At 51.3% G+C, this 26,269-nt stretch carries 28 protein-coding genes; 3 read left to right on the forward strand and 25 right to left on the reverse strand.

Annotation, left to right across the window (positions count from 1 at the left end; genetic code table 11):
• Nucleotide 1: 1 nt before the first annotated feature.
• The 3 genes from DFP95_RS12490 to DFP95_RS12500 form a co-directional block, all read right to left on the reverse strand.
• Nucleotides 2–325, reverse strand: coding sequence for a YbjQ family protein (locus tag DFP95_RS12490; RefSeq protein WP_115992971.1), 324 nt, complete (start codon nt 323–325; stop codon nt 2–4).
• A 69-nt stretch (nt 326–394) separates the two neighbouring features.
• Complete coding sequence (locus tag DFP95_RS12495) at nt 395–2,359, reverse strand: tetratricopeptide repeat protein (protein ID WP_181907383.1); 1,965 nt, start codon at nt 2,357–2,359, stop codon at nt 395–397.
• A gap of 73 nt (nt 2,360–2,432) precedes the next feature.
• The gene (locus tag DFP95_RS12500) at nt 2,433–2,957 is read right to left on the reverse strand and encodes an ADP-heptose synthase (protein ID WP_115992973.1); all 525 of its coding nucleotides are present in this window, start codon (nt 2,955–2,957) and stop codon (nt 2,433–2,435) included.
• Between the two features lie 142 nt (nt 2,958–3,099).
• Between DFP95_RS12500 and DFP95_RS12505 the strand changes: the two genes are divergently transcribed.
• Complete coding sequence (locus tag DFP95_RS12505; RefSeq protein WP_115992974.1) at nt 3,100–3,612, forward strand: hypothetical protein; 513 nt, start codon at nt 3,100–3,102, stop codon at nt 3,610–3,612.
• Between the two features lie 90 nt (nt 3,613–3,702).
• Here DFP95_RS12505 and DFP95_RS12510 read toward each other — a convergent pair whose 3' ends face one another.
• From DFP95_RS12510 to DFP95_RS12560, 11 genes are all read right to left on the reverse strand, one after another.
• Nucleotides 3,703–4,635: an MBL fold metallo-hydrolase gene (locus tag DFP95_RS12510; protein ID WP_245987618.1), complete on the reverse strand. Its 933-nt coding sequence runs from the start codon at nt 4,633–4,635 to the stop codon at nt 3,703–3,705.
• Nucleotides 4,636–4,655: 20 nt separating this feature from the next.
• Nucleotides 4,656–5,681 (reverse strand): ABC transporter substrate-binding protein, encoded by a 1,026-nt coding sequence (locus DFP95_RS12515; protein ID WP_115992975.1) that lies wholly within the window; start codon nt 5,679–5,681, stop codon nt 4,656–4,658.
• Between the two features lie 16 nt (nt 5,682–5,697).
• Complete coding sequence (locus DFP95_RS12520; RefSeq protein ID WP_115992976.1) at nt 5,698–6,453, reverse strand: ABC transporter permease; 756 nt, start codon at nt 6,451–6,453, stop codon at nt 5,698–5,700.
• Nucleotides 6,386–7,225 (reverse strand): ABC transporter ATP-binding protein, encoded by an 840-nt coding sequence (locus DFP95_RS12525; protein ID WP_115992977.1) that lies wholly within the window; start codon nt 7,223–7,225, stop codon nt 6,386–6,388. Before DFP95_RS12525 ends, DFP95_RS12520 begins: the two co-directional genes overlap by 68 nt.
• A 20-nt stretch (nt 7,226–7,245) precedes the next feature.
• Nucleotides 7,246–7,911, reverse strand: a complete 666-nt coding sequence (locus DFP95_RS12530) for a Crp/Fnr family transcriptional regulator (RefSeq protein WP_115992978.1) — start codon at nt 7,909–7,911, stop codon at nt 7,246–7,248.
• 265 nt (nt 7,912–8,176) lie between these two features.
• Nucleotides 8,177–8,476 (reverse strand): hypothetical protein, encoded by a 300-nt coding sequence (locus DFP95_RS12535; RefSeq protein WP_115992979.1) that lies wholly within the window; start codon nt 8,474–8,476, stop codon nt 8,177–8,179.
• Between the two features lie 18 nt (nt 8,477–8,494).
• A complete protein-coding gene (locus DFP95_RS12540) occupies nt 8,495–10,804 on the reverse strand; it encodes a thiamine pyrophosphate-dependent enzyme (RefSeq protein WP_115992980.1) in 2,310 nt (769 codons plus the stop codon).
• Between the two features lie 55 nt (nt 10,805–10,859).
• Nucleotides 10,860–11,867, reverse strand: a complete 1,008-nt coding sequence (locus DFP95_RS12545; protein ID WP_115992981.1) for a 2-oxoacid:acceptor oxidoreductase family protein — start codon at nt 11,865–11,867, stop codon at nt 10,860–10,862.
• A 137-nt stretch (nt 11,868–12,004) separates the two neighbouring features.
• A complete protein-coding gene (locus DFP95_RS12550) occupies nt 12,005–12,922 on the reverse strand; it encodes a polysaccharide deacetylase family protein (RefSeq protein ID WP_115992982.1) in 918 nt (305 codons plus the stop codon).
• A 202-nt stretch (nt 12,923–13,124) separates the two neighbouring features.
• Nucleotides 13,125–13,814, reverse strand: coding sequence for a hypothetical protein (locus DFP95_RS12555; RefSeq protein ID WP_115992983.1), 690 nt, complete (start codon nt 13,812–13,814; stop codon nt 13,125–13,127).
• Nucleotides 13,815–14,368: 554 nt separating this feature from the next.
• A complete protein-coding gene (locus DFP95_RS12560; protein ID WP_115992984.1) occupies nt 14,369–15,043 on the reverse strand; it encodes an MOSC domain-containing protein in 675 nt (224 codons plus the stop codon).
• Nucleotides 15,044–15,155: 112 nt separating this feature from the next.
• Here DFP95_RS12560 and DFP95_RS29135 point away from each other — a divergent pair, with 112 nt between their 5' ends.
• Complete coding sequence (locus DFP95_RS29135; RefSeq protein WP_220376385.1) at nt 15,156–15,293, forward strand: DUF6254 family protein; 138 nt, start codon at nt 15,156–15,158, stop codon at nt 15,291–15,293.
• 102 nt (nt 15,294–15,395) lie between these two features.
• Here DFP95_RS29135 and DFP95_RS12565 read toward each other — a convergent pair whose 3' ends face one another.
• Together DFP95_RS12565 and DFP95_RS29625 are read right to left on the reverse strand one after the other, a co-directional pair.
• Nucleotides 15,396–16,124, reverse strand: coding sequence for a phosphonate ABC transporter ATP-binding protein (locus DFP95_RS12565; protein ID WP_115992985.1), 729 nt, complete (start codon nt 16,122–16,124; stop codon nt 15,396–15,398).
• A 440-nt stretch (nt 16,125–16,564) separates the two neighbouring features.
• Nucleotides 16,565–16,696, reverse strand: a complete 132-nt coding sequence (locus DFP95_RS29625) for a hypothetical protein (RefSeq protein WP_281273413.1) — start codon at nt 16,694–16,696, stop codon at nt 16,565–16,567.
• 199 nt (nt 16,697–16,895) lie between these two features.
• Between DFP95_RS29625 and DFP95_RS12575 the strand changes: the two genes are divergently transcribed.
• Nucleotides 16,896–17,648, forward strand: coding sequence for an HAD family hydrolase (locus DFP95_RS12575; RefSeq protein WP_115992987.1), 753 nt, complete (start codon nt 16,896–16,898; stop codon nt 17,646–17,648).
• A 55-nt stretch (nt 17,649–17,703) separates the two neighbouring features.
• On the opposite strand, the gene DFP95_RS12580 is transcribed toward DFP95_RS12575, so the two are convergent.
• The 9 genes from DFP95_RS12580 to thyA form a co-directional block, all read right to left on the reverse strand.
• Nucleotides 17,704–18,807, reverse strand: coding sequence for a hypothetical protein (locus tag DFP95_RS12580; protein ID WP_115992988.1), 1,104 nt, complete (start codon nt 18,805–18,807; stop codon nt 17,704–17,706).
• A 112-nt stretch (nt 18,808–18,919) separates the two neighbouring features.
• The gene (locus tag DFP95_RS12585; RefSeq protein WP_115992989.1) at nt 18,920–19,246 is read right to left on the reverse strand and encodes a hypothetical protein; all 327 of its coding nucleotides are present in this window, start codon (nt 19,244–19,246) and stop codon (nt 18,920–18,922) included.
• A gap of 86 nt (nt 19,247–19,332) precedes the next feature.
• Nucleotides 19,333–20,823: a glutamate synthase subunit beta gene (locus DFP95_RS12590; protein WP_115993202.1), complete on the reverse strand. Its 1,491-nt coding sequence runs from the start codon at nt 20,821–20,823 to the stop codon at nt 19,333–19,335.
• Between the two features lie 124 nt (nt 20,824–20,947).
• Entirely contained in the window at nt 20,948–21,439 is a 492-nt protein-coding gene (locus DFP95_RS12595; protein WP_115992990.1) for a dihydrofolate reductase, read from the reverse strand.
• 101 nt (nt 21,440–21,540) lie between these two features.
• Complete coding sequence (locus tag DFP95_RS12600; protein WP_115992991.1) at nt 21,541–22,317, reverse strand: anti-sigma factor; 777 nt, start codon at nt 22,315–22,317, stop codon at nt 21,541–21,543.
• Between the two features lie 3 nt (nt 22,318–22,320).
• Nucleotides 22,321–22,887 carry an RNA polymerase sigma factor gene (locus DFP95_RS12605; protein ID WP_115992992.1) on the reverse strand — a complete coding sequence of 189 codons (567 nt, stop codon included), beginning with the start codon at nt 22,885–22,887 and terminating at the stop codon, nt 22,321–22,323.
• Nucleotides 22,888–22,976: 89 nt separating this feature from the next.
• Entirely contained in the window at nt 22,977–23,669 is a 693-nt protein-coding gene (locus tag DFP95_RS12610) for a cupredoxin domain-containing protein (protein WP_115992993.1), read from the reverse strand.
• Complete coding sequence (locus DFP95_RS12615) at nt 23,666–25,303, reverse strand: cupredoxin domain-containing protein (protein ID WP_115992994.1); 1,638 nt, start codon at nt 25,301–25,303, stop codon at nt 23,666–23,668. The genes DFP95_RS12610 and DFP95_RS12615 overlap by 4 nt, the downstream gene beginning before the upstream one ends.
• A gap of 171 nt (nt 25,304–25,474) precedes the next feature.
• Entirely contained in the window at nt 25,475–26,269 is a 795-nt protein-coding gene (gene thyA, locus DFP95_RS12620) for a thymidylate synthase (RefSeq protein ID WP_115992995.1), read from the reverse strand.

Consider the following 26,269-nt stretch of genomic DNA (forward strand, 5'->3'; position numbering starts at 1 on the left):
TTTACTTTTCAGATTCGATACGTACTGCCGTTCCGCTCACGGCTACCATCAACATGCCGTCCCTGATGACTTCGTAATCAACGTCGACTCCGACGACCGCGTTCGCGCCTAAGCGTTGCGCTTGACTCGTCATTTCGGAAACCGCGATATCCCTGGCTTCCTTCAGCTTGCTTTCGTAAGTTCCGGATCGTCCGCCGACCACGTCGGTAATCGAAGCAAGGAAATCACGGAAAATGTTGGCTCCCATTATCGTTTCGCCAGTAACCAAACCGTAATAGTCGGTAATGCGAGAACCTTCTACGTTAGGCGTTGTCGTGATCAGCATTCCATTTCCTCCTTGGATGGATCGTATTTGCCCCTCATTCTACCATAGGGACGGAGACGAACCAAATCATCAGGATAAATACCGGCTGTTGCCGTAAACGAGTAGAAATTGTTCCTTAGCCCGTTCCCTCATCTCGTCGTCGAAGCCTCGAATTTCATTCAATAGCTCGAATCGGTCGCCTTGCGATTTCTCCCCGCCGGCATAAAGCAGCCATTGGGCCAGATCGTCCGTAGCCCGCATGCGGTCGAAGGCATGATGATACCAGATCGTCGCCCTCTCCAAATAAGCGGGAGCCTCGAAAGGACTCAATTCGATCACCTTTGAGAAGGCGGCGATCGCATCGTCGTTACGATCGAGATGGCTATAGATTAAGCCTAAATTGTAGTGACCTTGGGAATCGTCCGGCAATAATTCGGAGTAAGCGATCGAATCGGCCAACGCTGCTTCATGATCGTCCAAGCGATAATGGATGAGCCCCCTGAGCCACAATATTCTTGCATTGTTAGGATCGATCTGCAGTCCGCGATTGCAATCCTCCAAGGATTCCGCCAGACGATCGGCGGCGAAACGGCAGCGCGCCCTTCGATCATAGATTTGGGGATTTTCCGGTTCTTGAGCCAACGCTCTGGAAAATTCGGCTTCAGCCAACTTCCAATTTCCCATCCCCATATACAGCTCTCCCAATGCATAAGCCGTCTTGCTTTGCTTCAGAAGACTTTCATCCAGCTTGATCGCCGATTGAACGTCCATCATCGCTTCCTCGTAACGATCCTCCATGTAACGCGAGAAGCTGCGCCGCATATAGAAATCGGCCGATTCTTCAAGTTGCAGAGCTTTCGTATAGGCTGCGTCCGCGTCCGGATATCGATCTTCGTCGATAGAGATTTCCGCCCTTTGCTTCCAGTTCAAAGGGTCCTCCGGTTCCATATCGGTCAATTCCTCGTTTTCCTTGCGGGAATTCTCTAACTGTCCCGCCTCCCGATAAGCATCCGCCAACCAGAAACGGACGACCGTATGATCGGGAAAATGCTTCTTGGCTTCTTGAAGCACTTGAATCATTTCCGCATGCCGACCCTTCGTCCGATAAGATGTGCTTAGCTCCATGTATGCGGGAAGCCATAATGGATTAGCTTCTCTTAATCGAATCATCGCATCGATCGCTTCGTCGTTGCGGTCAAGCTGCCTTAACAAGGTCCCTCTCCGGAGCTGCAGCTCCGCCGATCCGGCAAACGATCGTAGGGCGATCTCGACGGAAGCTAGCGCTTCTTCGATTTCGCCCCTGGCCTCGTAAAGCTTGGATTCGAATAATCGAAATCCGAATTCCTCTTGCGCGCCTTTAATGAAGCTAGCAACGGCGGCATAGGAATAATTGGTTCTTTCCTTCAAGATCGAGCCGCCTTGATCTCCCGTTTCCGACCATTGCTCTTGCAGCTTAACGGCGACCGAAAGAACCGCTTGGGCTTCGTCCAGCCTGTTCAACTGCTCTAAAGCTTGAGCTTGTCGGTAATAATAATGAGGGATCGCTTTAGCGGGTACGCTCGCGGCTTGCCGATAACAGTTCTCCGCTTCTTCCACTTTACCTAGCTTCATGTAGACGTTGCCTAATTCGTAGTACGTCGAAGCTTTGGAATCTTCCCGTCTCCCCAACGCTTCCTTGAAATCGCGTACGGCATATTCATATTCGCCTCTGTCGTGATGAGATATCGCTCTTGTATACCAGTAAATATATGGTTTCGAATCCAGGTGAATCGCAGCATCCAAATCCGCGATCGCTTCGTCTTCCTTCCCCATCTCGTTGTAGATGTGGGCTCGTCTTTCATAAGCATGAGGGTGATTCTCCAATCGAAGAGCGGCGGTCAATACGTCGACAGCCTGTTCGGACCGCCCGCAGTCGTGAAGAAGCCCCGCGTAGTCGACTCGTTCGTTCGTCGACATTTTATCGGTTCCCCATCTTTCGTACCAGCGGAGAGACTGCTGCAGCTTCTGCCTTTTGTGCAGTCTTTTCGCCATCCAACGGGCTAATAAGTGAACCAAAGGCATTCCCTCCTCCAAGACAATTATGATTTGTCAGTAGAAGCAAAAGCTGCCGATATTATCGGCAGCTTCGTTATTCGGTGTACTCTCCCGTCGATTCCGTTCCTTCTTCGACGGCGAATTCGAAATCGTCGATATCGAATAGCTGCACTGGAATGCTATTCTGGACAACCTTGTCTTGAAACTCGATTTGATCCGTCAATACCGGACATTGCAAACGAATCGTCATTAGAATGATTTCCGTTTCGATCGGATCGAATAACTCTCCATACTGCATGTTCTCGGCTGCGTTAACGATGACTAAGCTGACGTTCTCGTTAATAGGCAGCGGCGGACTCTCTCTCCATGGAGCCATTAGCGCGCGCTCTATCTTCTTCTTATTAAACGGATCTTCGAAATAACTAATCATTTCGCCGATCTTCAATTTCACGTACGCGTCGTCCTCCGATTCCGGCATGACCGGATCGGGACTATCTTTCATATCGTAGAGCTCCATCACCGAAGTATACGGAATCCTGTATTCCACAGGACGTTTCGGCAGCAGCAACTGCCCGTAGATGGCGATCATAACAGCCTCGATGACAAAACGGCGACTCATCTTGTAATTCCCTCCTATAAAGCTTCCGCGGTCTTGCGCATTGTTTTTCATTATATCATAAAAAGCCGGGCGTAATGACACACCGTACGGTATAATATTCGAAGATTGTTTCCATATTATCTCTGTTAAGGGGCTGTCGGGGATGAGCGAGTTGACCTTTCTCCATTATATGCGAATCGACAATCGGGAGTCGGAACAAACGTTCAGAGCGGAGATGGAAATCGCAGGTTATTTTTCCTTTTACGCATTCGTGGAAGACTTCCGCGGCGGATTGAAAACTTATTCGGACGAAGATCGGTTATTGTATGGACGGAAACTGACGGAAGCGCGCGACCTATTCCCAACTCCGGAACGCTTCAGCCCTTCTTGGCGCGAAATATGGAACGAATTCGACCTGATCTTCGAATGCAAGAACGAAGCTCTGGATAAGATTGCTCGTTCGGAGAGAAACGGGGAGTGGCAGATCGTTCTGGACAATCCGTTCTCCCATCAACCGGTCATCTGTTACCCAAGTCTAGCCTTTCTGGAAGCCGCTTACATGTACGGTTACTTTCAACGGGAGCTTAAGCCGCACGAGTGCTTGCGCTTGCAGAAAGTCACGCAGCTCTTAATGAAGCATGGCCGCAAGGAAGCTTCGATCTTCCCGGATGCATAATTTCTTCCAGCGCCTGATAAACAAAGCCCTTAATCAGCATAGCCAGGAGCGCTTATGCTGGTTAAGGACTTTTTGACGATAAGTATTATTTCAACCAGGCAGCTTTCCGAGATCGAATGACATCAGATCCCGTCCAACCGTGATTTTCCCCGCATAGATGTCCCGCATCCCCGCAATGTAATCCGTTTCCGCTTCCTCGTTCTCAGCCGGAGGCGGTATATGATGAGTAAGTACCAGATGGAGAACATCCGCTTCCTTAGCGATTTGGGCGACTTCCAATGTCGTAGAATGGTACTTTGCCGGATTCCCGAGACCGGTCGCTTGCGCCGGGAATTTCTCTATAAGCGCGTCCAACCACTTCTTGTTATACGACTCATGCACGAGCAGGTCTACGCCGCGACTGTGTTTAACCATGTTCGCAACGGGCACCGTATCGCCGGATATAACGACGGACTTGCCGTTGTATTCGAATTTATAGGCAATGGCGGGCATTACCGGCCGATGATCCACTTCGAAAGCGGTGATTTTAATTCCGCCCTCATCGTAAATAACGCCCTCGTTCGATTCGAAATACAAGATATTCGCCCCTTGATCGGCCGACTTGTTGTAATTAACCCGCAAATTGACGTCAAACTCGAATGAATCCCGCATTTTTCCTATGATTTCCTTGGTGCTGGTCGGTCCGTATACGCTCATAGGTACCGAGCGGCCTTCGAAAACGCGTTCCGTAACGACGTGCGTCCGCCAGCTTGAGATAAAGACATCGAAAAATCCGGAGTTGTGATCGCTATGATGGTGAGTGAATAGTACGTCGGAAATTCGCTGCGGCATAATACCCGCTTTAATCAACTGATCGACGACCGCTCCGCCGCAATCCACCAAGAACGTCTTTCCGGCAGCCAGAACCGCGACTCCCGATTTCGCTCTGCCTGGAAACGCTCTAGGCGTTCCCGTTCCCAACAATACGATCTTCATATGCTCATGGAAATCAGGTAGTAAATGATCTTGTGTTTGTATATGCAAGTCTTCATCCCCTTGGAAAATTACTTGTTTTGCGTGACTTCTTCCAGCAAGCTCAAATCCAGCATCGGGCTTAAATCCAGTTCCTCTTCCTTCACGTCTTTGATATAACCCGCGTCGAAGGAAACCTTCGCCATGAGATTAATCGCGTCCGCGTCGACTTCATGCGTCAGTTTCAGATGATCCAATGCCGATTTAATAAGATCGGTATCCATGCCTTTGCCCGTAAGCTCTTTAAGCTCATTGCTGACGAGTTCGTAAGATTTGGTCGGGTCGTCTTGTATAAACCTAATAGCTTCAAGGTTGGCTTCGATCGCCGCTTTCGCGAGATCTCTATGATCCTTAATGAACTTATCGTTTGCCGCCATGAGAGTTAACGGATAATCTCCGTTATTCGGCGGAATTTTGTCCCAATCGACGAGAATTTGAGCGGTACCTTCTTGCACCATCTGCGTTCCCCACGGCTCGGGCACGAGAGCGGCGTCGATTTCCTTCTGCCGCATGGCGACCAACGTATCCGCCGGGGCTCTCGTAATGATCTCCGCGCCGGAAGAATCCGTCGTCACTTTGATCCCTTCTTGCTCCAGCAGCAGACGCAATGATATTTCGTTCGTACTCCCCTTCGTCGGAATCGCGATTGTTTTGCCAACTAGATCTTTAACGGCGTTAATTCCCGCATCCGTTCGCGCAACCAGAACCGCTCCTCCGTTATTGGAGCCGGAAATGATCCTGAAATTTTTGCTTTTAAGGAACTGATTAATCGCCGGACCTGGGCCAACGAAGCCCATGTCGATTTCGCCGGTCGCAATAGCTGTAGAGAAGTCCGAGCCATTGTCGAAAGCCATCACGTCGATTTTGGCGTTCTCTCCGAATTTTTCTTGAAAATATCCGTTTTGAAGAGCGATGAATGCCGGAGCATGCGTAACGTTTTTTAACAAGCCGATCTTTACGGTAATGTTATCCGAAGACGATGCGTCTTTGTTACCGCAGCCTGAAGCTACTAGACCTAAGATCAGAAGGAGGCTGATCGCCAAAGTGGTTTTTCTCATATTTAGAAGTCTCCCGTTATTTGATATTTCCGAATCTAAGCATTATTCGATCTTCCAGCCGCTTGAAGCACAAGTGATCCGATAACGTTCCAATGATCGCGATAACGATGACGATGCATAGGATCGTCGCCGTGTCCCCGATATCCCGGCTATCTTGGAGCATTTGCCCAAGTCCGACTCCTCTCGCGACTAGCTCTCCGGCAACTAGCGCCCGCCATGCGAACGCCCAAGCTACGCGGATGCCCGTCATCAGATGGGGAAACGCGGCGGGGACCATGACTTGATAAAACATGCGAAACCCGTTGCCCGCCCCCATCATCCGAGCCGCTCTCAAGTGGATCGGGGAGATATTCATGATACCGGTTCGGCTTGCCATCGACATTGTCCAAGTCGCGCCTATCGTCGTGATAAAGATGACGGCCGTATCGTTCAAGCCGAACCAGATGATCGCGAACGGCAACCAGGCGATACTCGGAACGGTCTGCAGGGCGACGACCAGAAATCCGAAGGTCTGATCCAAAAACCGGTACCGCGCGAACAAGAAACCGAGCGTCGTACCGAGCGCGATGGAAATAGCGAACGAAATGAGCAATCTTCTAAGGCTGGCTACGATCGCCCCCCATAGAGGCCCTTCCGTAAATCCGTCGTAGAAAGCTTGGAATGTTTGCTGCGGGGAAGGAAACTTCCACCCCCAATTAAAAATTCTATATCCCAAATCCCATGCTATCAGAAGAAGGACCAGAAAAATGATTCTTCTTAATGCGATAGTCATCGCCCATTTCCCCTTTCACGACCTTTTCAAGCTCGTCCGCGAGCTCGTCCGTGATTTTTCTTTCCAGATGGTGGATCAGGGGGTCGCCGATGCTATGGGGCCGGGAAGCCTGAACATTAAATTCCTTCTTGATCGTGCCCGGCTGCGTGGACATGACGATAACGCGGTCGGACAGCATGACCGCTTCGCGGATATTATGGGTAATGAATAGAATCGTTTTGTGCGTTCTTCCCCATATCTCTTCCAAGTCGCTCTGCAAAATGAATCTCGTCTGTTCGTCTAATGCGGCAAAGGGTTCGTCCATGAGCAATATAGCCGGATCCATGACCAATGCCCTTGCGATAGCTACCCTTTGCTTCATTCCGCCGGACAATTGGTGCGGGAAGCTAGCTGCGAATTTGCTAAGATGCACGGCTTTGATCTGCTCGAGAGCAAGCTCGTGCCGTTCCTTCTTGCGCATTCCCTTCTGCTTCAACCCGAACGCCACGTTATCCAGTACGGTTAACCAGGGGAATAGTCCGTGTTCTTGGAAGACAACCACGCGGTCGGGGCCGGGTCCTTTGACCTTCTCCCCGTTCACCTCGATCATTCCTTCTTCCGTCTTCTCGAAGCCCGCGATCATATTTAACAGAGTCGATTTCCCGCATCCGGAAGGGCCGACCAATGAAACGAATTCACCTTTTTTAACATGCAAGGATACCTGATTGAGCGCGTTATATCGCCCTCTATTGCGATCGTCGTAGGTTTTGCTTACGTTTTTGATGTCGATCATGCTGTCACCCCCGGTTCTCTCTATAAGTCCTCGAAGAAGCTATTCGGATTGAAAATCAAGATTTTTTTCTTCGTGTAATCGATTAGGTTTTTCTCGCTCCATTTATTCAGCGTTTCGGTTATCGTTTGCCTGCTGCATCCGATAACGTACGAAATTTCTTCGTGACTGAGCTGGAGCTGGATTTCCAATTGTTCGTCCCTTGGCTTCCCCATCTGCACAAGAAACCACGCAAGCCTCCAGGAGACCGGTCGGCTGATTAACGTTTCCACGATTTTCTGCGTTTGCAGCAATCTTCGCGCCCCGATAACGGCTAAGGAATAGGAAAAATCTTTGTTTTCCCTAGCCAGTTCCGTAAACTTTCGAGCGTCCAGGGAGACGACCTCGCTGTCCGTAAGACACTTCGCATAGCGCTGGCGATGAAGGTTCGACAAGATTTCCGCGTTGCCGAATATTTCTCCGGCATGGCGAAGGAACAAAGTAATCCCCTGACCTTCTTGCGAGGATTGCGAGATTTTGATTAGACCGGACTCCACGTAATAAGCGCTGTTAGGAAGATCATTCTCGCGAAAAATGAACTCGTTTTTGGCGCATGACCTCGAAACCCCGTATTTATGAAAGGAATCGACGATCACATCCATGACGGTATCCTTATCGCCGACGATCAATTGATCGTTATTATCGCTCATGCAGCCAATCACCTCTTCATATCCTCCAACTTAATACTTTACTATTCCGATGGGATATGAGAATTCTAACACAAACGTTGGACTCATAATGTCGTTCAGATGACATTTTCTTTAAATAATTTTAGCGGGTCCGGAAAAACGGACGATGCAAAAAAAGCGGTTCAGCAGAATATTCCTGCTCAACCGCTTTCTTGAAGGTGGTTCTATAGATTAATACACCCCAACCCCCTCGGATTCCATCTCCTTGGGGGTTGGATCAACTACCTTATAAATGGCTGGCGACGATGACCCCGTCGCGATAAGCGACGACTCTTGCCGGATCGTTACGCAGCTTCACGTTAGCCATCTTCGCGTCGTGTTCGCTTAGCATTAGAGGCTCCCAATCCGCGAGATTGCCCGCCGGATCTTTCGGTTCGATTCCGGCTTCAGCCAATCCTTCGGACATTTGCGCTGGACTGGGATCGTTCTCCCAGAGGAGCAGACCGTAGTACGCCAACTTATAGCCATTGCGCTGCACGCAGGCAAGCAGCGTGCCCGTAGGCGAATGTCTCATTGCGTAAGGCATGGGGACGGGCACCCTTTCTTATAAATAAGGATTCTCGTGCTTCGCCTTCAGCATGTTCCACCGGCGTTCGATCTCGTGCTCGAACTCTCTTAGCGTGTCGGCGTATTCCGGCTTGGACAGATGCTTCGTCTTGCCCATCATCTTCAGCCAATCTCCGACCGGAACCCTTTTCCCCTTTTCTTCGGGGTTATAGGTAATCGTCGTAACGCCTTTCTCCACCTCGTACAGCGGGAAGAAGCAAGTATTTACCGCGTAATCGATGATGTCGGCGCCGTCCTTATCTTCGGATAACCAGTTCAATGGACATGTAATGAGTATTTTACCGTAAACCATGCCCACGTTCTGAGCGTACCATTGCGCTTTGGCGCCTTTGCGCACGAGGTCTATCGGGCTAGCTTCGCTGCCGGTGAACACGTAAGGAATATTCGTCGCGGCCATGATCTGCGCGGTATCCTTATGGTGGAACACTTTGCCCCCTTGGTGCTTGCCAACGTTGGACGTAGAAGTCCGATGACCCATCGGCGTCGAGTACGAAAGCTGGGCTCCCGTATTCATATACCCCTCGTTATCGTACTCGAGGATAATCATCCGGTGATTGCGAAGCGCGGCTCCGATCGCCGGCCCCATCCCGATATCCATACCGCCGTCGCCCGTGATCATGACGAATGTAAAGTCGTCCTGCAGACCGTACTCGTCAAGCTCCCCGCGGCGCTTGCGCTCGTGGAACATCTCGACGACGCCCGACATCGTTGCGGCTCCGTTCTGGAACAGATTATGGATGTAAGTCGCTTTATGCGCGGAGTACGGGTACCCCGTCGTGACGACCATCGCGCATCCGGTATGGAACAGCGCTACGATGTCTCCTTCGATCCCCTTGAAGAATAATTCCAAGCCGGAGAAAATCCCGCAGCCCGGGCAGGCGCCGTGTCCCGGAGCGATCCGCTTGGGCTTCTTGGTCAGCGCGCGAAGCGGCGGAACTCGTACGTTGATTTTGCCGGTGGCTTCGTCTTGGGTTACGGTGATGAGCCCCGTTTTCAAATCTTCGTATTTCATCGGTTCGAGCACCCGCTGCGGCGCTTTGGACGGATCCCCCGCCGTAATGCCGTGATAATCGAACGGCTTCTCCACGAAACCTTTGGCCATCGCGTCGATCGCGAACTCGAACATTTTCAGTCCGTCCTCGGCATAGAAATCCTTACCGCCCAAGCCATAGATCCGGCTGATGACCATCGTTGTCGAATTTCCGTACTGCTGCAATGCCGCGCGCACTTCCATGACCATATTGCCGCCATGTCCGCCATACGAATCGGAGCGATCACCGACGGTTACCGCTTTGACGTTCTTAAGCGCTTCGGTAATGGCTTTAGCCGGGAAAGGACGGATGATATTCGGCGAGATCGCTCCCGCTTTGATCCCTTGGGAACGGAGCTGGTCGACGACGTCCTTGATGATCTCCGACGACGAATTGAGCAAGAATACGGCTACATCCGCATCGTCCATTCTGTAAAGCTCCAATATCGGATAATCCCTGCCGGTCAGCTCCGCGTATTCCTTCTGTATCCGGTCGAAAACGGCTTCCGCGCGATACATGGCCAAGCTCTGTTGGTAGCAGTTATTGATATAATCCGGCTCGTTCATGTAAGGCCCGACGGTAATGGGATTGTTGCGGTCCAGCACGTGCTTGAAGCCTTCCGGCGGACGTTCTCCGACGAACTTCTGGACGTCTTCCCGATTGGCGAACGTATTAACCCTGCGCTTCTGATGGCTAGTGAAATATCCATCAGAGGCAACGAGCACGGGCAATCGCACTTCCGGATCCTCGGCCAGCTTAAGCGCGATGATGTTCATATCGTAGACGGCTTGCGGATCGCGGCATAGCACGATCGGCCAGCCCGTGTTCAAGGCGAAATATAAATCCGAATGATCCCCGTGGATATCGAGAGGACCGGATACGGATCGGCATACGAGGTTCATGACCATCGGGAATCGGGTTCCCGATTGGACGGGCATTTGCTCCAACATGTACAAGTAACCGTTTGCAGAAGTCGCATTGAATACGCGTCCTCCCGCGGCCGAAGCACCGTAGCATACTCCCGCTGAGCCGTGTTCGCCGTCTGCGGGGATCAAGACGATGTCGTGTTGGCCGTTCGCTTTCATTAAATCGAGAAATTGCGCGACTTCCGTCGACGGGGATATCGGAAAATACCCCATGACGTGATAGTTAATCTGGTGTGCGGCGTATGCGGCCATCTCGTTGCCTGATTCATAGACGATTCGTTGTTCTACGGTACCTTGCCGGCCCATTTCCTTGCGAATGTCAACTGACATGTCAGACTCCACCTTTCCTATCGGTTTCTCGTTGAACGAACACGTGACGTTCTCTCTATCCCATCGCTAGCTGGAACTTGTGCGGTACTCGGTTGCCGTCGGCATAGCCGTCTTCCTCTAAGTGAGAGGAAAGAGCGTCGGTCGGACAAGCCTGGACGCATTTGAGACAGCCTTTGCAATATTGATAATCGATGCCTTGCAAGAACATTTGCGGTCGGCCTTTCTTGTCCGCTTGCTCCTCCCACACGAAGCAAAAGTCCGGACAAACGTTATCGCATGCCGCGCAGTGGATGCATTTGTCGTCCGCGAAGTGTGGCATCATTCCCGCTCTCGAGATACTCAGATCTTTCAGGATGCTGTTGCCCGGGTTCGTGATGATTCCTCCGAGCGGCTGCGTCTCGTAGCCGAGCACCGGCGTGTCCATGCGGACGAAATCGGGCATTGCGTCTCCTTCGGCCAACGAATAGGACTGGAACTTCACCTCGTCGTAGCCGCGTTGGAAAGTGTTCAAAGCCGGCTGTACGGCCGCGGGATATTTTTTCTCCAGCGATTTGCGAATGACGCCCTTCATGAATTCGGCATCCAAAAATCCGCATAATCGGAATAGTCCGCCCAACATGGCCATGTTCGCGCGATTGTTCTCCGACATGGAGATGCCGGTCGCGTCCACCACGGCGATGATGCCGCCTTTGAGTTTGAGCTGGTCTTTGAGCTGTTCTGGCGATTTCTTGGAGTTGACCAGCACGATGCTGTCTTCATACATCCCGGAAATAACGTTGATCGTCTTGGAGAGGTTTTCGTGGAAAATGCCGATGACGTGAGGTCTTTCGACCGGCGAAGTGTCCCTTATCCGCGTATCGATATCGCAGAATCGGATGTGCGCCTTAACCGGCGATCCTTTCTTCTCGGATCCGTAGGAACTGAAGCTAACGCCGTTCAAACCTACTCCCATAACTCCTGCTTCCGCCAACATTTTACCCGCCAGATTGGCGCCTAGCCCTCCGATGGATTCCAGACGAATTTCAAAAAAACCGAGCTCGTTAACCTTGGGCAACATGACCATGTCGTTCTGCAATCCCCTTTCGCGTTGAGTTGGAGGATAATTCAGAAAATTGGTAATACATAAACATTAATTATTTCGCGATAAAACGCTGAAATCCTTCCGACTCTGTTAAAAAACGGCAATTGCTGCCGATAAATTCACGCGGAGAGGGTCGATTGCAGCTCCTGCAGCTCTTTCCAGCCGATTAACCTGATCTGCTCTTGCGCGAGGATCGCACGAACTTCCTCGTCCCTCCAGAAGACGACCTCCATCCCCCGTTTGTCCGGATGGCCATGGAACGAGCGAAGCTCTTCCGTTACGCTTGCGGGATGTGCGATCCATTCCGTCACCCCGGGCAACAGGTGGCGGATCAAGCTTACGCCTTCCGCCTTCATTGATTCATAGCTCTCTCCAGGATTAAGGCGATACTCCGGTCCCAGAACATAATCCGGCAACACGATTCCGCGGTCGTCCGCTTGCCGCACGCGAATCTTGGCGCGATCGTGGAGCTCGGTCGGAATCGACCTTCCTCCGACCGGCATCAATCGCCGCGGCAGCCGAAAGGGAAGACCATAGCTGGCGCACACGTCGAAGGCAACCGGAAGCAGATCATTTCCGGAATGAAACCCGTACAAGCTACCCATGTGATTATCGGCGTGAGATAAAGTGAGTCCGGCTTGAATGGCGGCTTTCGCCTGGGCGATCAACTCTTGGCGAACCTCCTCGGGATCCGCCCTCTGCTCCACTTCGGCTATCGTCTCGGGGAACCAACCATCCGGTCCCGCTAGCGTTATCGTTGGCCGGGTTCGGCATAGCGCTCCCCATTTATAAGAAGGCCATTCGCTCGTTAACGTCCAATGAACGCCGACATCGGCGTTAGGGTCAGTTGCCAGGATCATGCCGACCGCGTCCGCGGACCAAGAACAGTTCATCATGATCGTCGTCGAGCTGACCGCCTTATCGGACAGCATGGCAGTTACCGTCTCGTTCACGCTTCGACACAGGCCGAAGTCGTCCGCATTCACGATTAACAGCCGTTCCTCTTTGCCATACCCCAATCGCTGCGCCGTATTCACGTCTACCGCCTCCCTTCTTCATTATATGTTCGAGGAGCGGAAGCATTGACCTTTGTTCACCCATTAAGATGGAAATTTTCAGGAAACTGCTTTCGTGAAAAATAGGGCGACTACCAGCGATCAAAGCTCGGACTACTTATATAGTCAACTTTGTGTAGCTGGTTAGAAGCACAATGCCCGGAAGACACGGTCCTCTCACCCCTTAAATTTTCCAAGCATGATGATTGGACTTACCCAACAGTACCGCAAGACCGTTCTCCGAGATCGTGAATTCGTGACACCTTCGCTCTCCTCCGCCGACTTTGGTTAGCAACTCCTTTTTCTCAAGGCTTTTCGCGAATCTGCCGCTCGCCTCATTCTTGATGTGAAGCCACTCCGATAATTCCGTAAGATTAAAGGAATGTGGATTCGCCGCCGCTGCAAAGCGAAGTACCTCTCGTTCGAGAACAGGAAGCGCGGCAAAATCGGACGCCTTACTGGTCATTTTCAGACTTATCAAGTCTTGCAAGTCTCTACGACAAACATCCGGCTGCTGTTCGAGTTCATCTCTTCCATATGGATAATATGTAAAACCTAATGCTCCGACCGAGCGCATGCGTGCGCGTTCAAAAGTAAATCGCTTCCGCGTAATACTCTCCGCATGAGTAATATAGTTTTCTTCCTCGATTACCGTTCTCAGCGACGAAATGAACGCATCCCCATAGATTTTAACACCGGACAAACCAACCATTTCATGCTCCAATATAATCCCCTCTAGCGTTCCGATGATCGGATGAATGATCTCAAGCATTTTTTTCGTTCCGGACAAATCGCGTTCCAGCATTTCCCTTCGTTGCCCTCGAGCCTCCCTCAGTTGTTTCTCGTATAACGCCGCATACTCATCTTCAAACACGTCGAACCCTCCTCTTGAAATCAAAAACGCCGCCCACTCCACATTGGGAGCAGACGGCGTGTGCTTCACGCATGAATTATCAATAAAAAGATTTTAACAAAAATTGTTAGTATGATCAACTTCTGAAGTATTAGTCGGTTTGGATGCGTAACTCCGTGCGAAAAGCCGCCATGACGAGAATTACCCGGTTTAGACGTGTAACTGCCTGCGAATTGCCGACAGCGCTGAGAATTATCCGGTTTCGACGTGTTACTCCGTCCGAATTGCCAACATTGCCGAGAATTACCCGGTTTAGACGTGTAACTGCCTGCGAATTGCCGACAGCGACGAGAATTACCTGGTTTGGACGTGTAACTCCGAGCGAGATGCCGACAATGTTGAGACTTACCCGGTTTAAACGTGTAACTCCGTGCGAATTGCCGACAGCGCTGAGAATTACCCGGTTTGGATGTGTAACTCCTTGCGAATTGCCGACAGCGACGAGAATTACCTGGTTTGGACTTGTAACTCCTTGCGAATTGCCGACAGCGCAGACGAATTCAACTATTTACTACCTATTTTCCTTGTAACCGCTCCAACCTCGCGTTAAACGTCTTCGTCCAGCTAGCCGACAACTCCTTCAAGTCGAGCAACCGGCGAATACCTTCCAAATCGTTCTTGTCTTTATGCATAACCCGATTCGCCTCTGCTACCGTTATTCCCGCCGGATGTGTTTGCTTCAACTTCAACGTATCCCCTTTCCAGACTTCGCCTTCCTCCAACACGCGGAAGTAAAAGCCGGTAGCCCCCCTTTGCGTCACCAATAACGGGAACTCGTCCAGCCCCCATCTCATCGCAAGCTTCCAGCACGGCTGACGAGGCTGGCTCACCTGCACGACAGCCGATCCGACCTCGAAAACATCTCCGATATGTACGACGGCTTCCTGCAATCGGCTCACCGTGAAATTCTCTCCGAACGAACCGAAGGGCATCGTGCGTTTAAGCACGGTTTCCCAATAAGAGTAATGTCCGTGATCGTACACGCATAACGCTTTATCGACTCCGCCATGATTGACCATATCCGCCTGTTCGTCGCCCGACAATCCCAGCTTGGACAAAGCCAATACGCGATCGACACTGCTTTTGCCAATGCCCGATTCCGTTTCCTTTCCTTTATAGGTTCCCGATTGAACGCTTCCGATATTAACGGAAAGTATCGGGAATACGAAATCAGCGACGTTTTTGTCCATTAAAAAGCACACGCTCCTTCGGGTCATCTTCTCGATTAATCGTGAATAAGCGCGGTCCGCTAACGACACGATAACTCATGTAATCAATAATATATACGAAAGGTGGAATCACATGCCCGCTTCCAAACGACGCAGGGAAAGCACATGGAAAAGCCGCAAACAGAACCAGCAGCCACACGGTAAAATCCCTTCCTTGCACGAACTGGCGAATGAGCCAAATCCGGAAAGCAATACCGATAATACACAGTAAAACAGCAATTTGTTATCCAACAAAACCAGACGTTCGCGTTGCTCCCTCTTGGAGGCAATCCGAACGTCTGGTTACACGCGACTGGGTTAAGACTAATCTAGATTAAGTCAGCCTTATTTTCTCGGAAGCGGTCAATCGCCTACCCCTGATGTTGATCACGAGCCGACCATCCTGCATTCCCCATATTTCGTCGGCGAATTTCTCCGCCAACTCCACCCGGTGCAGCGCGGCCACGATCGTCGTACCCTTCTCATGGCAAAGCTTTTTAAGCGTTCTCATCATCTCTTCCGCGGAGTGCGGATCCAGACCCGATACTGGCTCGTCCGCAAGCACAAGCCTGGCACCGTGCACGAGAGATCGTGCAATCGCGATCCGCTGACGCTCGCCGCCGCTCATTTTCTCGACGGGCTGCTTCGCCCTCTCCATCAAGCCGACATGCTCCAGCATCTCCATCGCGCCCATATGATCATCGCTTCTAACCATGCCCGTAATCCGGCGCCATAAAGGCGTCTGTTCCGCTGCGCCGATGAGAACGTTCTTCAGCGCGGATTTTTTCTCGAACAACAAAGGCTTCTGTTCCAGAAATGCGACCTGCCTGCGGAATCTCATCTTGGCGAAAAATCCGGCTTCCATCAAATCCTTGCCGTCTACTCTATACTCACCCTTGGTCCATACTTCCTTCAATGCCAACGCTTTAAGCAACGCGGACTTTCCGCTGCCGCTGGAGCCTACGACGGCAATAAAAGTGCCCGGCTCCAACCTCGTCGTAACATGATCGAGTATCGTTTTCCCTTCGGGAATTTTCCGGGTCAAACCTGAAATTACGATCATAGCTGCCCTACCCCTTCAATCCAATATGAATCTAGTGTAAGGCATTATGTAATCCCTTGCCATACGAACAAGTGTTTGGTATAATAAAGAACAAGAACATACGTTCTAATTTTGTTTCTATAGGTGGGATAATGGATGGTGAACTGTGAACATCTCCGTTACCTGGAGCCTCCTAGAGGATCCAGGCCGTCTCGAGACTTAACTTTCAAATTTTACACCGACGGGAAGCTCGTCATCATTGATAACGACACAGGGAATACAATGAGCCCCCGCGATTTAAGCGGAGGCAGCTACGACTTCTATGTTCGTCAACGCATTAGATTCATCAAGCGAGACCTCGCCGAGAAAATAATGAAATACGCATGACGCAGGAAGGAACCGGGAACGGGATAGCGGACGAAACGACGTTGCGGCTAGGGATAGGATACGGAGACGTTTAATCAGGGTAAATTTTTATTGATCCCGTTTAAGCTCGGCGGATATCTCTGCATCTTTTGGATCTGAATATCCTGTTCCTTGTCTTTAGCCTTCATGTTGTTCCGTTGCTCGATTTGACTTTTGCCTTTAGTCATTTCTCATCACCCCCCGCCCTTCGTTTTCGAAGGGTTTCTTCCTAGTTTTCCTCTTTCCTCTCATTTACAAACCTGTTTTCACCCGCCATAATGAAAAAGGACGAGAAAATTGGTCTAAGCTACCGACACCATTATGCCGATCGAACGATATTCTGAATACGGTCGGACTACGCATTCGAGTTAGGAGCACCGCATACGTATGAGCCAAAAAATTATGTTCGACCTTGACGATACGCTTGTCTATTGCAATAAATATTTTAACTTTATCTTGGATCGATTCGCGGACGAGATGATGGATCGGTTCGGTACCGCCGGAATTTCAAGAGCGGACATCGCAGCGAAGCAAACGGAAATCGATATCGCCGGCGTGCAGATCCTCGGCTTCAAGAGCGAGCATTTCCCGCAATCTTTCATCGATACCTATCGTTACTTCCAGCAGTTAACCGGTCGCGCTCCATCCCCTTTAGACGAAGAAAAGCTTTGGAAGCTGGGCAATAGCGTCTATGAACTTCAGGTTGAGCCCTACCCCATGATGGAGGAGACGTTGGAATCCCTCGCCGGCAATGGACATGAGCTTCATCTGTACACAGGCGGTGACGTGCTGATCCAATACAAGAAAATCGAAAGCATGAGACTTGAACGTTATTTCGGGGATCGGATATACGTCAGGCAACATAAAAATACCGAAGCGCTGGAGCAAATCCTAACCGCCGGAGCATTCGACAGGGCTAATACCTGGATGATCGGAAATTCGGTTAGAACCGATGTCCTGCCCGCCGTTCGATGCGGCATTAACGCCGTCTATATGAAGCAGGAAGCAGAATGGACTTATAACGTGCTTCCTATCGACGCGGAGCCTAGCGCCGCGCTGCTGACGCTAACGGCTCTCCCTCAAGTCCCTCCCGCGATCCACGACTATTTGCATGGCATCGCAATGAAAGAATCAGGCTAAGTTGCCTGCCCTTATACACCACAAAAGCCGGGCGAACTGCTATGTTGGGAGCAGTTCACTCGGCTTTTATCGATGTTATCGTCTGCATGCTGTTTAATTTATCGAATATTTTCCTGACGCCGTCGGACCACAATGGATCTTCCGCATACGTTTTGTTAAACCATTTGAAAGGGTCGTGCCCTTCCGGCCTTGATGCGGCAAGTTTCACGAGTAATCGGGATGCAATACCGACGGAGTTATGAATATCCGTATTATACTCCATCCAGCTATGCCCTACGTTAAAGGGATTATTGGCGATCGTCTTGGCATCCTTACCCGATTTCGGAACGAATCCTTGCTCTTGTCCGGTAATCGCGAACAGCAGCAGCGGGTGGATGTCGTACTCTCGAGCGGTATCGACGATAGCACCGAAGTAAGGCTCCTCAGCCAACAAAGAATCGCGCGACTTGAGATAATTCTTTAAGCCCTTCGCATCGATATCCGCATACTTCAACCGATCTGGCATCCCGATATCCGGTAGCGGCGGCGCTGGATCTTTTAAGATGATCGGAGGCGCATCCGCTATCCCTGCATCCGATGACGCCTTAGGCTTGTCCGCGAATAGAGTTATGCTTATTGCGGCGATAACGACGACAGCTCCGATAGACTGTGCAGGTACGGTCGTTCCCCAATTGCGTAAAAAGCTTAAAGCCTGATGCATCTTCTTCCTAATCAAGACTTGCTGGTGCGCTTGGTTCTCATTGCTATCGTGCAAATCGAGAACTTCGGCAAGCGAATAACCTTTTCTTCTATCTAAACGGGTTTCAATCTGCTCCTGATTCCATCTTCCGGGGGATCTCTCGTTCACCCACTTCAGTACCGGCTCCAGTACCCTCTCCCGCAAGTGAGTTTCGTCGAGCTCTAACTCCGCGCATAAGTCCAATACGTCATCCGGCTTGATTTCTCTTTGCTCTCCAAGCAGGCAACGACTGATCAGCTTATCTATCATCGGATTTTTTATTTCATCCGGAATATTCGGAAGCCTCTGCTGCAGCGTTCTTCGGATCGCGTCGGCCACGATCTCCGCGCGACGATTGCCGGGGAGCGGCGCATACTTCGTATGAACGTACCTTCTGATCGTGTTAATATCCGTCGGCGATAGTAGTACAGCGTTATCCACGGCTAAGCCTCCCCCTGCGCTCCCGTTCAGTTTACCATAGTGGAAAGTTTTGGGGGAAGCCTGTCCTTCGAACCACTTAGTAACAACGAGCGTTATTCCTCTCGTTATTTCCTTAGGATTCGACTGTCGAAGCGGCGGAGATAATGGCTGCTTGTACCTTGTCCGTGCGGATGAAGGCGTTAATCTGATCGATCTCCCACTCCGTAAGCTGGTATTCGCAGTCGCAGTCCTCATCGAGCGTAACCAATTGTATCGGGTGACCATTGTGCGTACAAATCGCCATAATCGAAAAATCGATCAAATCAAGCGGTAGCGGGGTATCCTCCTCGGTTTCCGCTTTTAGCGTGACATCAACCCATTGATCGTCCCGTCTCACCGCTTCATAGCTAAAGCCCTTGAATTTCAGTTCGGTCCATAGTTCGTCCCCGTAACGAATCATTTTTATTGCTCCCTTCCGTACTCGACCAAAGAGGCCGTTCCCATTCGTTCGGAACGACCTCTTCTCAAATATGTTGAACCCTATTCTTAAGGCAATAAAGTCGTTCCCATCAGGTACTTATCGACTTCGCGAGCCGCTTCGCGTCCTTCGTTGATCGCCCAGACGATCAAGCTTTGACCGCGTCTCATATCGCCTGCCGCGAATACCTTGTCCACGTTAGTCGTATATTTGCCGTAACGAGCTTTAACGTTCGTCCGACGATCCGTTTCCAACCCGAGCTGATCGATAATCGTGCGCTCGGGTCCTTCGAAACCAACCGCTACGAGAACCAGATCCGCCGGCCATACTTTCTCGGTGCCGGGAATTTCTTCGTAAATTTTGCGGTCTTGCTCGTCCACGTAACGGCGGATTTGCACGGTGTGAAGCTCCTTCACGTTTCCTTGCTCGTCGCCGACGAATTTCTTCGTCAGAACGGAGAAAGCGCGCGGATCTTCGCCGTACAGAGCCTTCGCTTCTTCGTGAGCATAATCCAACGTATAGACGTTCGGATATTCAGGCCAAGGATTGTTGTTCGAGTCGCGTTCCATCGGAGCCTTAGAATGCGTTCCAAACTGAGTGACGCTCTCGCAGCCATGACGCAAAGCCGTAGCGACGCAATCCGTTCCCGTATCTCCGCCGCCGATAACGATGACATGCTTCTTATGCCCGGAAATATAGGTACCTTCTTGCAAGCCGTTATCCAAGTAGCTCTTGATCGTGCTGTTCAAGTAATCCATCGCTTGGTAGATGCCTTTAAGCTCATGACCTTCTACGTTGCCGATCGGACGAGGCTTAGTAGCGCCTCCGCAAAGAACGACGGAGTCGTACTGCTCGAGCAGCTCTTGCGAGGAAATATCTTTGCCAATTTCCGTGTTGACTACGAACTTAACGCCTTCCGCCGCCATCAGATCGACGCGACGTTGGACGATATCCTTCTCCAGCTTCATGGAAGGAATGCCGTAAGTCAGCAATCCGCCGATGCGATCCGCTCTCTCGTATACCGTCACGGTATGGCCGGCCTTGTTCAACTGAGCAGCCGTGGCGAGTCCCGCGGGGCCTGAACCTACGACGGCAACCTTCTTGCCCGTACGAGTCTTAGGCGGTTGAGGAACGACCCAACCTTCTTCGAACGCGCGGTCGATGATTGCTTGCTCGATCGTCTTGATCGTTACCGATTCCCCGATCAGGCCGACCGTGCAAGATCCTTCGCATGGAGCCGGGCAGACTCGGCCCGTGAACTCCGGAAAGTTATTCGTCTTGTTAAGCCGCTCGTACGCTTCCTTCCAAAGCCCGCGATAAATCAGGCTATTCCACTCCGGAATCAAGTTATTGATCGGACAGCCTGACACGCTTCCCCCAAGCTCGATCCCGGTATGACAATAAGGGGTTCCGCAATCCATGCAGCGCGCGCCTTGCGTGCGAAGCTGCTCTTCGGAGAACATCCGGTGGAATTCATTCCAGTCCTTGATGCGCTCCAACGGATCGCGGTCGCTTGGCAGCTCCCGTTTATATTCCATGAAACCCGTAGGTGTCGACATCTTCTTTTCCCCCATCTGTCGGTATCTTCTTTAGTGCGCTAATACATTAATTGAACGTTGATGATAGAAAATCCTAACAAAATAAGCCTACCGCCTGAATGCATTATGCGTAAGATTGTTTGTACTATTTCACTAAAACACGCTCATAAACGCAAAATGCGTATGGAAGTAGATTTTTGTCGTCCTGAACGCCCGCTTCGCGCGAAACTAAGTCCCACTCGTCGCGATTGAAAGAAGGGAAATAAGAATCCCCCTCGAACGGTTGTCCGATCTCCGTCAATAACATCCGGTCTGCCGATTCCAGCATTTGCGCATAAATTTCCGCGCCGCCGATCACCATCAGCTGTTCGTCCGCGAACATCGACAGAGCCTCGGGGATCGTTCTTACTAATATACAGCCTTCGGGAGCTTTCGACAATGATCGCGACATAATCACGTTAGTCCGATCCTTCAGAGGCCGTCCCAGCGACTCGTAAGTTTTGCGCCCCATTAATACGGGCTTGCCTAGAGTTTGCTTTACGAAATATTTCATATCGGCAGGCAGACGCCATATTAGCTTGTTATCCGCGCCAATAACCCCGTTCGAGGCTACGGCGGCAATGAGAGTTACGGTCATAGCTGACTTCCTTTGCCGGCAAGTAAGCGGCTTTTTTAACATCATACCATACCGTCTTGCCCCTGCCTACCCAATCGAAAGCAGTCGAAATGTTGACAATATCAAGCTTGGCCGGGCGATTCCTGCTTATCCGAACCGAACATCTTCGGTCCCCGAGGCGACAAGGAATGACTATCCGGCTCCAGAGTCACGCCGACCGCATCCGTATCGAGTTCTTGATCTCCCAGCGGTAAAGTCATGATTCCGATTCCGGACTCCCCGACGGTAAAAGTACCGGCGCTAGTCCGTTGACCGTCCTTCAATAGCCACACATGATAGGCTTCCTCGCCCTTCGTGCGAGGCGTGCCGAATACGTAGACGACTAACTGCTCGCCTTGCCCGGTACGTACGAAACAGGCTACTCCGTAAGCCCTAGCATTGTTTGCGAACTGCCCGGCGCTCCTGTCGGCGCTCAAATGGAATACGGTCTCTATATTGTCGGGGAGCCGCACGGACGACTCTCGTTCGGGAACCATGGATTGCCGATTGCCGATCAGCCATCCGGACGAGAAGACGGCCGCCACGATCGCCGCTCCCATAGCCCACTTCGCGAACGGTCCCGCCTTGCGCGTATTCCTAGCCGATATAATCGGCCCCGACGTCAAGGAATCCTTTTTCAAAATAGGTCCCAGCACTTCTTCCTTCAAGTCGGCTGGAAGCTCGAGCAATTCCGCGTCCTCCGATAAGCGATCCCATACTTGGCGCCATAAAACAGCTTCTTCCTGGCAGGTCGCGCAGGTTGCGAGATGTTTCTCGAATCTCTTCCGATCCACATCCATGCTCTCGCCGGTTAAATATTCGATTAGATTATCGCAGGGCGACGTTACCCGGTCGTTCATCGTTTAAAGCTCCTCCCTCGAACTCTGAAGATGTCTGCGAAGCGACTTCAGCGCCTGGTGCAGCCGGTTTTTGACCGTGCCGACCGGCTCTCCGCCCATCTCCGCGATTTCAAGAAGCGTGTAGCCTTTCCAATACATCAATTCGACGACTCTCTGCTGAGGCGGGCTTAACCTCCTCGAAGCCGAAGCAATAGCTTCTTGCCGGTCGTTGCGCAGAAGGATCGATTCCGGATCATCTTCCTCAACGTGACTTCGCGTTTCTTCTATTACATCTATGGAGACCATGGATTGATGTCTACGCTCTCGCCTTAGAACATCGATGGCAATATTCCTTGTTATCGTAATCAACCAACTCGAGTAAGCCCCTTTAGTCGAATCGTACTCCGCTTTGGTCGACCATAGCCGCGTGAAAACAAGCTGCACGATTTCGCGCGCCATTGATTCTCCGCCGGCCATTCGATAGGCGAAAGAATAGACGATCCGCGCATGCCGATCGTAAAGCCGCTCCAAAGCGTCTCTGCTTCCTTCGCGCACACGGCGCATGAGTTCCCCATCGGACAGGTTAGCCATCTGGTCATATCTCCTCGTTACGAACATTATGCTTATCCGATAATCGGCAAACAGGCGGATGGGATGTTACTCCCACCCGCCTTCTTCTACTAATCTTCAACGATGATCGAACCCGTCATTCCCGGATGCGGAACGCAATAATAAGTGAACGTTCCCGAGTCGTCGAACTTGATTTCCTTCTCTTCGTCCTTACCGAACAAACCCGTATCGAATTGTCCGCCGTCCGCCGTGGCGGTATGTTTGACCGTATCGCGGTTGATGAAGGTCACCGTGCTGCCTTTGGAAATCGTTAATTCAGCGGGGGAAAAGGCGAAATCCTTGATTTCTACTATGATCTGCTCCCCTTCCGCCTCGCCCTCGTTTTCTTTCGTCGGAGTCGGCGTGGCCGCTTCCTTGCTCGGAGTTGGAGTTGGGTTTGCAGAAGGACGTACGGACGCCGATGGAGAATCTGCGGATGCCTCTTCGGATTCATGCCTGTGCGACTCTGCATCCGAAGCCGAAGGGCTTGGCGACGGTGAAGGCGAAGGTGAAGGGCTTGCCTGTGCCTCTTCCGAAGATTGTTCGCTAGGCTCGTCGGTTTCCGAAGCCTGCGCCGATTCTACCGGGGAGGCCGAAGGCGAAGCCGACGTCGTTGCCGAAGCCGTTTCGAAAGCTGGAGCCGAAGCGTTCGAAGCGGCTCCCTCCGAGGAAGTCGACGATTTCGAGCTTCCGCACGCGGCTAGCGATAAGATCACGAAAATGGACAACAGCGCGAGTAAGTAACCTTTATGTCGGAAGCTCATTGGACGATAATCGTTCCCTTCATGAAGGATTTATGCGGTTCGCAGAAATATTCATACGTCCCCGGCGTATCCAGCTTGATCGTGGCGGACTGTCCCTTCTCGAGCAACTCCGTCTTGAAGGAACCGTCCACCGCCACCGCGTTATGCTTCATGTCGTCGCGGTTGATGAACTCGATCGTCGTCTCCGCTTTGACCGTTAGTACAGTCGGCGTAAACGAATTTTCCTTCATCTCCACTACGGCTTTTTCCGTGACCACGGGCGCTGGAGTATCCTTACCCGCAGTCGTGCCCGCGAAAGTCGATGGATTGACCGCGAACCATATATCGCCTACGGCTTGCCCCTTCAGATCTCCTCGCTTGGTATCCTGCGCGACGTAATATAGCGGATATCCTTTGAACGTCGTTTGCTTAATGCCGTCTGACCTTGTGATTTCTCCGAAGTCCTCCGTCTTCAAGCCTTTGGGAACGACAATGGAATCCGCATGGAAAACTGGCCAATTCGCCAGGCAATTGCCTTCGCACACGCTTTTGCCAATGGGGTCTTTGTCAAAATAATACAAGCTTCTTCCGGAACTGTCGACCAAATAATTAGCTATTTTCGCATCCGTCCCGAGTCCGATCGTATAGAAAGGATGTTTAACGAGAAACCAAACGTCGTTCGCTCCCTCTCCGTTCACGTCTCCGGCCTTTGCGTCCTTGTTGAAATAATAGAGCGGCCAGCCTTGATAGGTCAGTTGCTTCCCGCCGTCGGTACGAACGAATGCTCCGAAATCCTTGGCATCCAGACCGTCCGGAACGATTAATTGGTCAGAGTACGCGACCGGCCAGTTCGTTAAGCACGTACCTTGACACGAGCTAAGATCAGCCATATCCTTCGTGAATAAGTAGAGCGCCATTCCTTTGCCGTCGGTCAAATAAGAAGCCCCGTCCGCGGTTTGACGAACGTCGATCCTGAGACCTTCCAATAACTTTCCGTTATCCGCGGTTACGATGTTCTTCCCGACAAGCTCGTGTAGTAAAGCATGCATACCGCCTTTAGGCGTTGCCTGAAGCGTTTCGGCGAGTACGGTCGATAGATCGCGATTAGTGAAAGGGGATGCGCCGGCGGCACGATAAATGCCCTGCTCGGTCGCGAAGACTATCGTATCCTTAAAGGCGAAATCCGTTCCCGAGCGGTAATTAAGCGATTCCAGCATGACCTTATAGATTTGCTGCGCCGTTATTGCGGCATTGGGCTCGAAGTTACCGGTTCCCGTTCCGCCCCAACCGTAGGTCGGATTATTCTTAAGATAAGCAAGCACGGGCTGACTGGCCTTTCCGGCGTCTGCGGCATCGGCGAACGTGTCCGTCCCCATGTAATCAAGCGCTTCTTGTTCTTTCCCGATTAACCTCAACATAAGAATAGCGGCTTGCAGCCTTGTCGTCGTTTTGCCCAAATAAGCATCCGTTACGCCTTGACCATCTCCCTTAAGCACGCCCAATTGCGTGACGGCCTCGCTTGAGGTATGCGTTTGCACGGTAAGCGTAGTTGCGTTGGTAGCCGGCGTTTCTCCCTCCGCCAATGCGGATAGAGGCATTAATGCTAATCCGAATACAAGTCCAAGCGTCATTATCCATCTTCTGCCCATGTTCATTCGCGATCTTTCCCCTTTCGGAATGGAATCTCATCCTAGCTAACGAATGGAATCGAATTCCGGTTTGAGGGAAATCGAAATTCATATTAAAGCCGGCAACGTTCGCGCGAATGAAAAAGACCGCCTCTCCACCCACCAAAGGGTAGAAGGCGATCTTGTGCCATGAATCGATTAAATGGCGACCGGGGCCTTGATAGACGGATGAAATTCGTAACCCAGGAACTCGAAATCCTCGAACGTATAGTCGAATATCGATTCCGGCTTGCGTTTAATGCGCAGCTGCGGCAGCGGCAATGGCTCCCTGCTTAATTGAAGCTCCACTTGCTCGAAATGATTGTTGTAAATATGAACGTCTCCGCCGGACCATACGAACTCGCCGACCTCTAGATTGCATTGCTGGGCGATCATATGCGTCAACAGGGCGTAAGAGGCAATATTAAACGGCAGTCCCAAGAACGAATCTACGGAACGCATCGTAAGCATGCAAGACAGCTTGCCTTGAGCCACGTAAAATTGGAAAACGAAATGGCACGGCGGAAGCTTCATCTCGTCGATAACCGAGACGTTCCAAGCGCTAACAAGATGCCGGCGCGAATCGGGATTGTTCTTGATTCCGTCGACGACCTGCTGGATCTGATCGATCGTACGGCCGTCGGCCGTCTCCCACGCACGCCATTGCGAGCCGTATACCGGACCCAAGTCTCCGTTCTCGTCCGCCCACTCGTCCCAGATCCGGACTCCGTGCTCCTTCAAATAATCGATGTTCGTGTCGCCTCTTAGAAACCATAACAGCTCGTGAACGACCGATTTCAGATGGATCCGCTTTGTCGTCACAAGCGGAAAACCTTGAGACAGATCGAAACGGAGCTGCCTGCCGAACACGGATAACGTTCCCGTACCCGTGCGATCCCCTTTAGGCGTTCCGTTCTCGAGCACATCCTTCAGTAAATCCAAATAATTACGCAA

Source organism: Cohnella lupini (genome assembly GCF_003386205.1).
Lineage (GTDB): Bacteria > Bacillota > Bacilli > Paenibacillales > Paenibacillaceae > Cohnella > Cohnella lupini.